The sequence below is a fragment of the Streptomyces flavotricini genome, from assembly GCF_020639365.1.
Classification (GTDB): Bacteria; Actinomycetota; Actinomycetes; order Streptomycetales; family Streptomycetaceae; genus Streptomyces; species Streptomyces flavotricini.
Map to the genome: position 1 here is coordinate 4551454 of NZ_JAINUL010000001.1, position 13099 is coordinate 4564552.

The window sequence follows — 13099 nt, forward strand, 5'->3', positions numbered from 1 at the left end:
CGCTGCGGGCGCGGCCGGCGCGGCGGCGCCCGCCCCGGCCGCCACGGCCTGCTCCGGCTTCGCCTTCGACTTCGGCTTGCGGGTGTCCGTCACGGTTCTCCCCCTGCCCTCGGCGGCCCCGGCGCCCCCGTCCGGGGAGTCCGCGGCGGGGCCACGGGTACCGTCCTCCCCAGTCTTGGCCGGTCCGGCGCCCGTGGCTCCACTCACGACTTACTCCTCGTGCTCCCCGGCCGAGGGCTGCGTGCCCTCGGCGGCCTCGGCGGCCTGTCCTTCGGCTGCGTCGGTCTCCTCGACCTCGTCAGCTTCCTGACCGGCCTCGGCGTTACGAGCGATACCGACCACGGCATCGCGCTTGCCCAGGTTGATCAGCTGGACGCCCATGGTGTCACGGCCGGTCTCCCTGACTTCGTTGACTCGCGTACGAATCACACCACCGCCCAGGGTGATGGCGAGAATCTCGTCCGTCTCGTCGACCACGAGCGCCCCGACGAGCGAACCGCGGTCCTCCACGATCTTGGCGGCCTTGATGCCCAGACCACCACGACCCTGGACGCGGTACTCGTCGACCGGCGTCCGCTTGGCGTATCCGCCGTCGGTCGCGGTGAAGACGAACGTACCCGGCCTCACAACGCTCATGGAGAGCAGTTCGTCACCTTCGCGGAAACTCATGCCCTTCACGCCCGAGGTGGCGCGGCCCATCGGGCGCAGCGCGTCGTCGGTCGCCGTGAAACGGATCGACTGCGCCTTCTTGCTGATCAGCAGCAGGTCGTCCTCGGCGGACACCAGCTCGGCGCCGATCAGCTCGTCATCGCCGCCGTCCTCGGTCTCCCGGAGGTTGATGGCGATGACGCCGCCGGAACGGGGCGAGTCGTAGTCCTTGAGCGCCGTCTTCTTCACCAGGCCGCCCTTGGTGGCCAGGATCAGGTACGGAGCGGCCTCGTAGTCGCGGATCGCGAGGATCTGGGCGATCTTCTCGTCCGGCTGGAAGGCCAGCAGGTTCGCCACGTGCTGCCCGCGGGCGTCGCGGCCGGCGTCCGGCAGCTCGTACGCCTTGGAGCGGTAGACCCGGCCCTTGTTCGTGAAGAACAGCAGCCAGTGGTGCGTGGTGGACACGAAGAAGTGGTCGACCAGGTCGTCCTGCTTCAGCTTCGTGCCGCGCACGCCCTTGCCGCCGCGCTTCTGCGAGCGGTAGTCCTCGGTCTTGGTGCGCTTGACGTAGCCGCCGTGCGTGATCGTGACGACGATGTCCTCTTCGGCGATCAGGTCCTCCATGGACATGTCGCCGTCGAAGGGAACCAGCTTGGAGCGCCGGTCGTCGCCGAACTTCTCGACGAGGGCCGCCAGCTCCTCGCTGACGATCGAGCGCTGCTTCTCCGGCGAGGCCAGGATCGCGTTGTACTCGTTGATCTTCGCCTGCAGCTCGTCGTGCTCGGCGACGATCTTCTGCCGCTCCAGGGCCGCCAGGCGCCGCAGCTGCATCTCGAGGATCGCGTTGGCCTGGATCTCGTCGATCTCCAGCAGGCCCATCAGGCCCTCGCGCGCGATCTCGACCGTGTTGCTGCGCCGGATCAGCGCGATGACCTCGTCGATCGCGTCCAGCGCCTTGAGCAGACCGCGCAGGATGTGCGCCCGCTCCTCCGCCTTGCGCAGGCGGAACTTCGTGCGCCGGACGATGACCTCGATCTGGTGCTGCACCCAGTGGCGGATGAACGCGTCGATCGACAGCGTGCGCGGCACGCCGTCCACCAGCGCCAGCATGTTCGCGCCGAAGTTCGTCTGCAGGTCGGTGTGCTTGTACAGGTTGTTCAGCACGACCTTGGCGACGGCGTCGCGCTTGAGCACGATCACCAGGCGCTGGCCCGTGCGCGACGAGGTCTCGTCGCGGACGTCGGCGATGCCGCCGATCTTGCCGTCCTTCACCAGGTCGGCGATCTTCTGCGCCAGGTTGTCCGGGTTCGTCTGGTACGGAAGCTCCGTGACCACCAGGCACTGGCGGTTCTGGATCTCCTCGACCTCGACGACCGCGCGCATCGTGATGGAGCCGCGCCCGGTCCGGTACGCCTCTTCGATGCCCTTGCGGCCCACGACCAGCGCGCCCGACGGGAAGTCGGGGCCCTTGATCCGCTCCAGGAGCGCGTCGAGCAGCTCCTCGTGCGAGGCCTCCGGGTGCTCCAGCGCCCACTGGGCGCCGGCCGCGACCTCGCGCAGGTTGTGCGGCGGGATGTTGGTGGCCATGCCGACCGCGATACCGGCGCTGCCGTTGACCAGCAGGTTCGGGAAGCGGGCCGGCAGGACGGTCGGCTCCTGGTTGCGGCCGTCGTAGTTGTCCGTGAAGTCGACGGTCTCCTCGTCGATGTCCCGGAGCATCTCCATGGCCAGCGGCATCAGCTTGCACTCGGTGTAGCGCATCGCGGCCGCCGGGTCGTTGCCCGGGGAGCCGAAGTTGCCGTTGCTGTCCACCAGCGGCATGCGCATCGACCACGGCTGGGCCAGGCGGACCAGGGCGTCGTAGATGGAGCTGTCGCCGTGCGGGTGGTACGTGCCCATGACGTCACCGACGACGCGGGCGCACTTGTAGAAGCCCTTCTCGGGCCGGTAGCCGCCGTCGTACATCGCGTACAGGACGCGGCGGTGGACCGGCTTGAGGCCGTCCCGTACGTCGGGCAGCGCGCGGGACACGATGACGGACATCGCGTAGTCGAGGTAGGAGCGCTGCATCTCCGTCTCGAGCCCGACGGGCTCGATGCGCAGCACGGGCTGCTCCTCCGCGGGATTCTCGGCGGTGGGGGTGGTTTCGTCGGCCATTGCTGGTCAGAAGTCCTTTCAGGCGGCGGTCAGCGGAGGCCGACTCAGATGTCGAGGAACCGAACGTCCTTGGCGTTGCGCTGGATGAAGGAGCGCCGGGCTTCGACGTCCTCACCCATGAGCACCGAGAACAGGTCGTCGGCCTGGGCCGCGTCGTCGAGGGTGACCTGGCCGAGCACGCGGTGGTCCACGTCCATGGTCGTGACGCGCAGCTCCTCGGCGTTCATCTCGCCCAGACCCTTGAAGCGCTGGATCGAGTCTTCCCTGATCCGCTTGCCGTTCTGCTTGCCGAGTTCGACGAGGGCGTCGCGCTCGCGGTCCGAGTACGCGTACTCGAAGTCGTCCCGACCCCACTTGATCTTGTACAGCGGCGGGCGGGACAGGTACACGTGACCCGCCTCGACCAGCGGCCGCATGAAGCGGAAGAGGAAGGTGAGCAGCAGGGTGTTGATGTGCTGGCCGTCGACGTCGGCGTCCGCCATCAGGATGATCTTGTGATAGCGGAGCTTCTCGATGTCGAAGTCCTCGTGCACACCGGTGCCGAAGGCGCTGATCAGCGCCTGGACCTCGGTGTTCTGGAGGATCTTGTCGATACGGGCCTTCTCGACGTTCAGGATCTTGCCGCGGATCGGCAGGATGGCCTGGTACATCGGGTTGCGGCCGGACTTCGCGCTGCCGCCGGCGGAGTCACCCTCGACGATGAAGATCTCGCACTTGGTCGGGTCGTTCGACTGGCAGTCGGACAGCTTGCCCGGCAGGGAGGCGCTCTCCAGCAGGCCCTTGCGGCGGGTGAGGTCGCGGGCCTTGCGCGCCGCGACGCGGGCCGTGGCCGCCTGGATCGACTTGCGGATGATGTCCGCGGCCTCGACCGGATTGCGGTCGAACCAGTCGTTGAGGTGCTCGTGGACGACCTTCTGCACGAAGGTCTTGGCCTCCGTGTTGCCCAGCTTGGTCTTCGTCTGGCCCTCGAACTGCGGCTCGCCCAGCTTCACCGAGATGATCGCCGTCAGACCCTCGCGGATGTCCTCGCCGGCGAGGTTGTCGTCCTTCTCGCGGAGCAGCTTCTTGTCGCGCGCGTAACGGTTCACCAGACCCGTCAGCGCGGCCCGGAAGCCCTCCTCGTGCGTACCGCCCTCGTGCGTGTGGATCGTGTTCGCGAAGGAGTAGACCCCCTCCGTGTACTGCGAGTTCCACTGCATCGCGATCTCGACCGAGAGCATGCGCTCCTTGTCCTCGGCCTCGACGTCGATGACGGTCGGGTGGATGAGCTCGCCCTTGCGCGAGTTCAGGTACTTCACGAAGTCGACGATGCCGCCCTCGTAGTAGTACGTGACGGTACGCGCGGTGGGCGCGGCCGTGTCCGCCTCGGGGTCGTCCGCACCGACGGTCGCCTTGGCCGACTCGCGCTCGTCGGTCAGCTTCAGGGTCAGGCCCTTGTTGAGGAAGGCCATCTCCTGGAAGCGCCGCGACAGCGTCTCGAAGGAGTACTCGGTCGTCTCGAAGATGTCGCCGTCGGCCCAGAACGTCACGGACGTGCCGTGCTCGTCGGTCTGCTCGTTCTTGGCCAGCGGGGCCGTCGGCACGCCCAGCTTGTAGTCCTGGGTCCAGCGGTGGCCGTCCGTCTTGACCTCGACCGCGACCTTGGTCGACAGGGCGTTCACGACGGAGACGCCGACGCCGTGCAGACCGCCGGAGACGGCGTAGCCGCCACCGCCGAACTTGCCGCCCGCGTGCAGGACCGTCAGAACGACCTCGACGGCCGGCTTCCCTTCGGACGGCACGATGCCGACCGGGATGCCGCGGCCGTTGTCGATCACGCGCACCCCGCCGTCGGCGAGGATCGTGACGTCGATGGTGTCCGCGTGACCGGCCAGCGCCTCGTCGACCGAGTTGTCTACGACCTCGTAGACGAGGTGGTGCAGACCACGCTCGCCCGTCGAGCCGATGTACATACCCGGCCGCTTGCGGACCGCGTCCAGGCCCTCGAGGACCTGGATCGCGCTGGCGTCGTACGAGGCGGTGACCTCGCCGTTCCCGCCGGCTGTGGACTGGTTGTCGTTGGGGTTGCCGGAATCGGCCACGAAGCGCCCTTTCTGGCACAGCACAGGCCGTACTCCGGGCCAGCAGGCATGCAAGCAGGAGCGGCTGCGTCGATCTGCGTTGTCAGCGTGTATCAGCGAGATCCCGCAAGCGGGCGGGATTCGCTTCAGTCTACCGGTACCACGGACATGAATGGGGGTTTGCCGGTACCTCAGTCCGCATGTGCCGCCCTGAACCTCCTCTCTCCGACTCCCCATATCCGGGAAGGGGCTCAAAGAGGCTCACGCGGGCGTCCAGCGCTTCGGCCTGTCAACCTCCGGCTACCGTGAGGGACGCCACGCGATGCGGGGCTATCCGTACGTGTCCCCCGGGCCCGTGCTGCCCGGCGCGCGCAGCGGCCCGTACCGCTTCGGGCGCCCGCCCGGGCCCTGGACCTTGATCATCCGGACCGTCCCCTGACCCAGGTCCGCGTTGAGCCGGGCCACCAGCTGAGGGGCCAGCAGCTTCAGCTGCGCCGCCCAGGCCGAGGAGTCACAGCGCACGACCAGTTCACGGTCCTCGTACCGGTCCGGTTCACAGTGCGCCGCGATCTCCGGCCCGACGATCTCCGGCCAGCGCTCCATCACGCCCGCGACCGCCATCGGCATCTCCCAGCCGTGCTCCGTGCGCAGCCGGTCCAGCGCCGCCATGAGGGGCATCGGGTCCCGGCCGTCCGCGCGGGCGCCCGAGCGCAGTCCGGGCCGGTGCCTGTTCTTGGCGCCGGCCGCGTTGCCCCGGGCCCGCGCCTGCTCGCGGGCGGCCGCCAGCGCCTGGCGCGCGAGGTCCACGCCCGAGGGCTCGGGGACCCTCCGGGGTCCGGTCGTACCGGGTCCCTTCTCGTCGTCGCTCACAGCCGGGTCACCTCACCTCCGGACACCGCGAACCGGGTTCCCGCCAGCACCCCCGGAACGTCGTCGTCCACCGCCGCGGTCACCAGTACCTGCTCGCCCGCGGCCACCAGCTCCGCCAGCCGCTCCCGGCGCCGCGCGTCCAGCTCGGCGAACACGTCGTCCAGGATGAGCACCGGCTCGGCGCCCTCCGAGCGCAGCAGCTCGTACGAGGCCAGTCGCAGCGCCAGCGCGTAGGACCAGGACTCGCCGTGGCTCGCGTACCCCTTCGCCGGGAGGTCGCCCAGGCGCAGCAGTACGTCGTCCCGGTGCGGGCCGACCAGGGTCACTCCGCGCTCGATCTCCTGCTTGCGCACCTCGGCCAGGGCCGACAGCAGCACCTCGTACAGGTCTTCGCGGGTGCGGGCCCCGCCGTCGTCCACGCTCCGGCCGCCCTCGCCGGCGGCCGAGGACTTGTACGCGAGCCCCAGCGGGCCGCCGCCGGGCGCGAGCTGCTCGTACGCCTTGTCCGCGAGCGGCAGCAGCGTCGCGATCAGGTCGAGACGCTGCGCCAGCAGCTCCGCGCCCGCGCGCGCGAGGTGCTGGTCCCAGACGTCGAGGGTGGAGAGGTCCATGGAGCGGCCGCCGTGCCGACGGGCCATCGCCGCCGACTTCAGCAGGGTGTTGCGCTGCTTGAGCACCCGCTCGTAGTCCGAGCGGACTCCCGCCATCCGCGGCGAGCGGGCGGTGACGAGCTCGTCGAGGAACCGCCGGCGCTCCCCGGGGTCCCCCTTCACGAGGGCCAGGTCCTCCGGCGCGAACAGCACCGTCCGTACGATCCCCAGTACGTCCCGGGGCCTGACCTGCGAGGACCGGTTGATGCGGGCGCGGTTGGCGCGCCCCGGGTTCAGCTCCAGCTCGACCAGCTGCTGGCGCGCGCCGTGGGTGACGGCCGCGCGGATGACGGCGCGGTCCGCGCCCATCCGCACCAGCGGGGCGTCCGAGGAGACGCGGTGGCTGCCGAGCGTGGCCAGGTACCCGATGGCCTCGACCAGGTTCGTCTTCCCCTGGCCGTTGGGACCCACGAAAGCCGTGACGCCCGGGTCGAGGGGAACCTCGGCCCGGGCGTACGAGCGGAAGTCGGCCAGTGAGAGATGCGAAACATGCATACGGCGCCGACCTCCCCCGGCTTCCTGCTGCTCTGCTCTGTACTGCTGTGGAGCGGTTGTGGACAGGCTGTGGATTACGCCTTCTCGACCGCGTGGCCGCCGAACTGGTTGCGCAGCGCGGCGATCATCTTCATCTGCGGGGAGTCGTCCTGGCGGGACGCGAACCGCGCGAAGAGCGAGGCGGTGATCGCGGGCAGCGGCACGGCGTTGTCGATCGCCGCCTCCACCGTCCAGCGGCCCTCGCCCGAGTCCTGCGCGAAGCCGCGCAGCTGCTCCAGGTGCTCGTCCTGGTCGAGGGCGTTGACGGCCAGGTCCAGCAGCCAGGAGCGGATGACGGTGCCTTCCTGCCAGGAGCGGAAGACCTCGCGGACGTCGGTGACCGAGTCCACCTTCTCCAGCAGCTCCCAGCCCTCGGCGTAGGCCTGCATCATGGCGTACTCGATGCCGTTGTGGACCATCTTCGCGAAGTGGCCCGCGCCGACCTTGCCGGCGTGCACGGCGCCGTACTCGCCCTCGGGCTTGAGGGCGTCGAAGACCGGCTGGACGCGGGCGACGTGGTCCTTCTCGCCGCCGTACATGAGCGCGTAGCCGTTCTCCAGGCCCCACACGCCGCCGGAGACACCGCAGTCGACGAAACCGATGCCCTTGGCGGCCAGCTCCGCGGCGTGCTTCTCGTCGTCGGTCCAGCGCGAGTTGCCGCCGTCGACGACGATGTCGCCGATCGAGAGCAGCTCGGCGAGCTCGTCGACGGTGGACTGCGTCGCCGCACCTGCCGGGACCATCACCCACACGACGCGGGGGGCCTGCAGGCTGTCCACAAGTTCCCGCAGGCTGTGGACATCGGCAAGGTCCGGGTTGCGGTCGTATCCGATGACGGTGTGGCCTGCGCGGCGGATGCGCTCGCGCATGTTGCCGCCCATCTTGCCGAGACCGACGAGACCAAGCTCCATCAGGTGGTTCCTTAAGCGTTGTGGCCGTCTGTGCCGGGTTCCCCGAAATCACCGGGGCACCCAGGCTCCGAGCCTACGCCGGGCGGTGGCGCCGGGCGCCACGGGCGCTCCAGGGACGGCCGTGCGGGGCGGGGGCGGGCCCGTACGGGCCGGGTGTACCGGCCCTCGCGGGGGTTCTCCGTACGGGGTTCTCCGTACGGGGTTCTCCGTACGGGGTTCTCCGTACGGGGGCGGACGGCGTCGGGCCCGGCCCCGCGCCTGCGAGACCGGGCCCGACGTGCGCCGCGCGTCAGCCGGAGAGGCGCACCGGCATGATCAGGTACTTGTACGCCTCGTCCGCCTCGGCGTCGACCGCGGGACGGCCGCTCAGCAGCGCCGGCTTGGTGGACGTGGTGAAGCTCAGCTGCGCGGCTGGCGAGTCGATCGCGCTCAGGCCGTCCAGCAGGAAGGTCGGGTTGAAGGCGATCGAGATGTCGTCGCCCTCGAGCTTGGCGTCGACGCGTTCCACAGCCTGTGCGTCGTCGGAGGAGCCCGCCTCCAGGATCAGCACGCCCTGCTCGAAGCTGAGACGGACCGGGGTGTTGCGCTCGGCGACCAGGGCCACGCGCTTGACGGCCTCGACGAACGGGGCGGTCTCGATGACGGCGATGGAGTTGAACTCCGTCGGGAAGAGCGTGCGGTACTTCGGCAGGTCGCCTTCGAGCAGCCGGGTGGTGGTGCGGCGGCCGGCGCCCTCGAAACCGATGAGGCCCTCGCCGGCGCCGGAGCCCGACAGCGCCAGGGTGACGGTGTCACCGCTGGTCAGGGACTTGGCCGTGTCCAGGAGCGTCTTCGCGGGCACCAGGGCCACCGCGGAGGCGTCCGGGTTCTCCGGCTTCCACAGGAACTCGCGGACCGCGAAGCGGTAGCGGTCGGTGGAGGCCAGGGTGACGCGGTCGCCCTCGATCTCGATGCGGACACCGGTCAGCACGGGCAGCGTGTCGTCGCGGCCGGCGGCGATGGCGACCTGGGCGGCGGCGGAGGCGAAGACCTCACCGGGCACGGTGCCGGTCGCGGTCGGCATCTGCGGCAGCGCCGGGTACTCCTCCACAGGCAGGGTGTGGAGTGTGAATCGCGAGGAGCCGCAGACCACGGTCGCCCGTACACCGTCTGTGGAAATCTCCACCGGGCGGTTGGGGAGGGCGCGGCAGATGTCGGCGAGCAGCCGGCCGGAGACGAGGACGGTGCCGTCCTCCTCGACGTCGGCCTCGACGGAGACGCGGGCCGAGACCTCGTAGTCGAAGCCGGAGAGGGACAGCGTGCCCTCCTCGGCCTTCAGCAGCAGGCCCGCGAGAACGGGCACCGGCGGCCGGGCCGGGAGGCTACGGGCAGCCCAGGCCACCGCCTCCGCGAGTACGTCGCGCTCCACCCGGATCTTCACCGGAACCGCCTCCTGCTGTTGCTCGCTCGTCTGCCGGCCTTCGTTCTCGGCCCGATGCCTCGATGCCCTCGATGGCTCGGAGCCTCGGTGCCGGGGACCAGTCTGACGTACGGCGCCGACAGTCGGTGCTGCCGGAGGTCAAGTCGGGAGCGAGGTGTCGGGGAGGCATTCCCACCGAGTTGTGCACAGGACCCGCTTGAAAACCGAAACCGGGCTAACTCTCTATGGGGGTAGTAGTAGGGCCTGTGGAAACGGTGGATAAGCCCGTTCTCCCAGGTCAGCCCGCGTTTTTTATCCACCGACCCTGTGGGTGACACCGGTGGACAACACGGTGTGTCTGTGGAGAACAAAAACTTCTGCACAGGCCATCCCCAGATGACCCCGACTACTCCACAGGTGTGTCCCCAGGTTTCCCCCAGTACTCCACAGCCCAAACGTCGTCTTCCGTGTGACGGCTTTCACTCCGGGTGGTGACGGGAGGTGCAATGTTGCCGAACAGTGGACAGCGGTGTGGGTAACTCGTCGGATCCTGTGCACAGAGTGCGGGAACCTGTGGGTCGGCGGTGGACAGAGGAGTGGACGAGCCTGTGGACGAGGACTCTGTCCACAGGCTGTGGATGACGCTTGCGCACAAATCCACAGGGTTCTGACCAGTGCTGATGGTCCCTCATCCGGCGGCCCTGTGGACAGATTGTGGGTGACGGAACCCGTCCCCACCCTGTGGACGGAAGAAAGTCGGGGAATCTGTGGATGAGTTGCTCCACAGGGGGCGTATTCGAACAGACCAGGGGCGCTCGGACGAAGAAGGGCGCCCCCGAAGTACCCCGGGAGCGCCCTCTGAAAGCGTTTGGAGAGGCCCGGCCGGGCCCGCAGGCACGGCCGGGAGGCCCTTCGCTCAGCCGTTCTTGATGCGGTTGGTGAGCTCCGTGACCTGGTTGTAGATGGAGCGCCGCTCCGCCATCAGGGCCCGGATCTTGCGGTCCGCGTGCATGACCGTGGTGTGGTCGCGGCCGCCGAACTGCGCCCCGATCTTGGGCAGGGAGAGGTCCGTGAGCTCCCGGCACAGGTACATGGCGATCTGCCGGGCGGTGACCAGCACGCGGCTGCGCGAGGAGCCGCACAGGTCGTCCACGGTGAGGCCGAAGTAGTCCGCGGTGGCCGCCATGATGTCCGTCGCCGTGATCTCGGGGGCGGAGTCCTCGCCGCCGGGGATCAGGTTCTTGAGGACGTCCTCGGTCAGGCCCAGGTCGACCGGCTGCCGGTTCAGGCTCGCGAAGGCCGTGACCCGGATCAGCGCCCCCTCCAGCTCGCGGATGTTGCGCGAGATGCGGGAGGCGATGAACTCCAGTACCTCCGGCGGGGCGTTGAGCTGCTCCTGTACGGCCTTCTTGCGCAGGATCGCGATACGGGTCTCCAGCTCGGGCGGCTGGACGTCGGTGATCAGGCCCCACTCGAAGCGGTTGCGGAGCCGGTCCTCGAGGGTGACGAGCTGCTTGGGCGGCCGGTCGGAGGACAGCACGATCTGCTTGTTGGCGTTGTGGAGCGTATTGAAGGTGTGGAAGAACTCCTCCTGCGTCGACTCCTTGCTCGCGAGGAACTGGATGTCGTCGACGAGCAGGATGTCCATCTCGCGGTAGCGCTTGCGGAACGCGTCGCCCTTGCCGTCGCGGATCGAGTTGATGAACTCGTTGGTGAACTCCTCGGAGCTCACGTACCGCACGCGGGTGCCCGGGTACAGGCTCCGCGCGTAGTGCCCGATGGCGTGCAGAAGATGCGTTTTGCCCAGGCCCGATTCCCCGTAGATGAAGAGGGGGTTGTAGGCCTTGGCCGGCGCCTCGGCGACGGCCACCGCGGCCGCGTGCGCGAAGCGGTTGGACGCGCCGATGACGAACGTGTCGAACAGGTACTTGGGGTTGAGCCGGGCGGTCGGCTCCAGCGGGCCCGAGGTGGAGCCGCCAGAGGAGGACGGCGGCGGCGCGGGCCGGCCGGGCGCCGGGCGCGGGGCCGGCTGCTCGTACTGCTGCTGCTCGTATTGATGGGACTGCTGGGGCTGGCGGGGCTCGTACTGCTGCTGCTCGTACTGCTGCTGGTCGAAGGAGCCCTGCTCGTAACCGCCGGGGTCGGACTGCTGGAGGTAGCCCGGCTGCGGGGAGGCGTACGGATCGCGCTCGGGGAAGCCGCCGAGGCGCGGCTGCTGCCAGCCGTAGTCGTCCTGCTGGCCGCCGCGGGGCCAGGAGCCGGGCTCGGGGCGCGACTGCTGGTAGTCCGGGTAGGCGGGGCGGGCGGTGGGGAGCTGGTCGTCGGAGGGCCCGCCGGGGCCGTTGTGGCCGCCACCGCGCTGGTTGCCGTACGGCTCGTACGACTCGGAGCGCTGCTGGGTGGCCGCGGGCAGGGGCGCGGGCTCGCCGGCGGAGTCGTCCACGGTGATGGCGATGCGGATGGGGCGGCCGCACTCGCGGCTGAGCGCATCGCTGATCAGCGGGGCGAGCCGGCCCTCGAGGACGCGCTTGCCGTATTCGTTGGGGACGGCGAGCAGCGCGGTGTCGGCGACGAGGGCCAGGGGCTGGCAGCGCTCGACCCACTGCTTGTCCTTGGGCTCGATCGCCTGCTGTCCCTCCCCGAGGAGCTTTTCGAGCACCCTTGGCCACACTGCGGCAAGATCGGCAGGTACGTCAGCCACAGAGCACGCTCTCTCACAGGGGTCCCACGAATGTGTGGTTCTTTGGGACGGTCGGGACAAAAAATCCGGGATCAGACAACGGTAGTCAGGCCGACGGGTACGGTTCAAGTCGTTGTCCACAGCCTGTGCACAGTGTGAGGGCATGCCGCCTCGGTTTGACCGGATGGCGTAGCCGCGCGTACCGTAACGAGGTCGAGTTGTCGATGGCTGCTGCCGCCTGCCTACCGATGGGCGAAGATCACCTTTTGTGATCGTTTAGCGGTGCCACTCGGGCGAACACGCGAGTTTCCTCGTGGGCGCACGGTGACAGCCAGGCGATGTCCCGCCACAACGATTCATTCTCTGGAGCCCCCGAGTGAGCAAGCGCACCTTCCAGCCGAACAACCGCCGTCGTGCCAAGACCCACGGCTTCCGTCTCCGGATGCGTACCCGTGCCGGTCGCGCGATCCTCGCGAACCGTCGTGGCAAGGGCCGCGCAGCCCTTTCCGCGTAACAACGCGCAGGTCGTGACGTCGTGCTGTCTCCCGAAAATCGGCTGAGGCGGCGCGAGGACTTCGCGAGCGCGGTACGCCGAGGTCGTCGGGCTGGTCGCCCGCTCCTCGTCGTCCACCTACGTACAAGCGGTGCAACGGACCCGCACGAGCCGGGGGAGATCGATCCCTCGACGCGTGCGGGTTTCGTCGTCAGCAAGGCCGTGGGTGTAGCCGTCGTCCGTAACCGGGTGAAGCGCCGTTTGCGCCATCTTGTCCGCGAACGCCTCTCACAGCTGCCCGCCGGTAGCCTGGTGGTGGTGCGGGCATTGCCCGGTGCGGGTGATGCCGGTGCCGACGAACTGGCCCGGGACCTGGACGCCGCTCTGACGCGGCTCCTGGGAGGCGTGGCTCGATGAAGTACCCGCTGCTCGCATTGATCAAGCTGTACCAGTGGACCATCAGTCCGCTGCTCGGGCCGGTGTGCCGTTATTACCCCTCGTGCTCGCACTACGGGTACACGGCCATCGACCGGCATGGTGCGGTGAAGGGGACGGTCCTGACCGGCTGGCGGATCCTGCGGTGCAATCCGTGGTCCGCCGGCGGTGTCGACCATGTCCCACCCCGTAAACGCCCGCGTTGGCACGAGCAGCTGCGCAGTGCGTTGCGTAGATCTCGCAATGCTCAAGGAGCCTGATT

The 13099-nt window shown here is 69.1% G+C and carries 9 protein-coding genes and 2 pseudogenes; 3 read left to right on the forward strand and 8 right to left on the reverse strand.

Annotated elements, in window-relative coordinates; all coding sequences use genetic code 11:
- Positions 1-210: 210 nt before the first annotated feature.
- The 8 genes and pseudogenes from gyrA to dnaA (K7B10_RS41855) all read right to left on the reverse strand — a co-directional run.
- A complete protein-coding gene (gyrA, locus tag K7B10_RS20595; RefSeq protein ID WP_229337885.1) occupies positions 211-2805 on the reverse strand; it encodes a DNA gyrase subunit A in 2595 nt (864 codons plus the stop codon).
- Positions 2806-2849: 44 nt separating this feature from the next.
- Positions 2850-4910 (reverse strand): DNA topoisomerase (ATP-hydrolyzing) subunit B, encoded by a 2061-nt coding sequence (gene gyrB, locus K7B10_RS20600; protein WP_308284613.1) that lies wholly within the window; start codon positions 4908-4910, stop codon positions 2850-2852.
- A 285-nt stretch (positions 4911-5195) separates the two neighbouring features.
- The gene (locus K7B10_RS20605) at positions 5196-5735 is read right to left on the reverse strand and encodes a DciA family protein (protein WP_229337889.1); all 540 of its coding nucleotides are present in this window, start codon (positions 5733-5735) and stop codon (positions 5196-5198) included.
- On the reverse strand, positions 5732-6880 hold the full coding sequence (gene recF, locus K7B10_RS20610; RefSeq protein ID WP_229337891.1) for a DNA replication/repair protein RecF: 1149 nt from the start codon (positions 6878-6880) through the stop codon (positions 5732-5734). Before recF ends, K7B10_RS20605 begins: the two co-directional genes overlap by 4 nt.
- A gap of 74 nt (positions 6881-6954) precedes the next feature.
- Positions 6955-7830: a phosphogluconate dehydrogenase (NAD(+)-dependent, decarboxylating) gene (gene gnd / locus K7B10_RS20615; protein WP_229337893.1), complete on the reverse strand. Its 876-nt coding sequence runs from the start codon at positions 7828-7830 to the stop codon at positions 6955-6957.
- A gap of 289 nt (positions 7831-8119) precedes the next feature.
- The gene (gene dnaN, locus K7B10_RS20620; protein WP_030153167.1) at positions 8120-9250 is read right to left on the reverse strand and encodes a DNA polymerase III subunit beta; all 1131 of its coding nucleotides are present in this window, start codon (positions 9248-9250) and stop codon (positions 8120-8122) included.
- Between the two features lie 895 nt (positions 9251-10145).
- Positions 10146-11273, reverse strand: a pseudogene (dnaA, locus tag K7B10_RS41850) (chromosomal replication initiator protein DnaA); the annotation flags it as partial.
- A 146-nt stretch (positions 11274-11419) separates the two neighbouring features.
- Positions 11420-11930 (reverse strand): annotated as a pseudogene (gene dnaA, locus K7B10_RS41855) (chromosomal replication initiator protein DnaA); the annotation flags it as partial.
- Between the two features lie 355 nt (positions 11931-12285).
- On the opposite strand from dnaA (K7B10_RS41855), the gene rpmH reads away from it, so the two are divergent.
- From rpmH to yidD, 3 genes are read left to right on the forward strand one after another with little or no spacing between them, the layout of a single operon-like run.
- Positions 12286-12423: a 50S ribosomal protein L34 gene (gene rpmH / locus K7B10_RS20630; RefSeq protein ID WP_008741645.1), complete on the forward strand. Its 138-nt coding sequence runs from the start codon at positions 12286-12288 to the stop codon at positions 12421-12423.
- A gap of 21 nt (positions 12424-12444) precedes the next feature.
- On the forward strand, positions 12445-12819 hold the full coding sequence (gene rnpA, locus K7B10_RS20635; protein ID WP_229337897.1) for a ribonuclease P protein component: 375 nt from the start codon (positions 12445-12447) through the stop codon (positions 12817-12819).
- Positions 12816-13097: a membrane protein insertion efficiency factor YidD gene (gene yidD, locus K7B10_RS20640; protein WP_372481439.1), complete on the forward strand. Its 282-nt coding sequence runs from the start codon at positions 12816-12818 to the stop codon at positions 13095-13097. Before rnpA ends, yidD begins: the two co-directional genes overlap by 4 nt.
- The last annotated feature ends 2 nt before the right edge of the window (positions 13098-13099 follow it).

Coding starts and splice junctions, on each gene's coding strand:
- gnd (WP_229337893.1), bottom strand. CDS start 7,830: ATGGAGCTTGGTCTCGTCGGTCTCGGCAAGATGGGCGGCAACATGCGC.
- gyrA (WP_229337885.1), bottom strand. CDS start 2,805: ATGGCCGACGAAACCACCCCCACCGCCGAGAATCCCGCGGAGGAGCAG.
- recF (WP_229337891.1), bottom strand. CDS start 6,880: ATGCATGTTTCGCATCTCTCACTGGCCGACTTCCGCTCGTACGCCCGG.
- yidD (WP_372481439.1), top strand. CDS start 12,816: ATGAAGTACCCGCTGCTCGCATTGATCAAGCTGTACCAGTGGACCATC.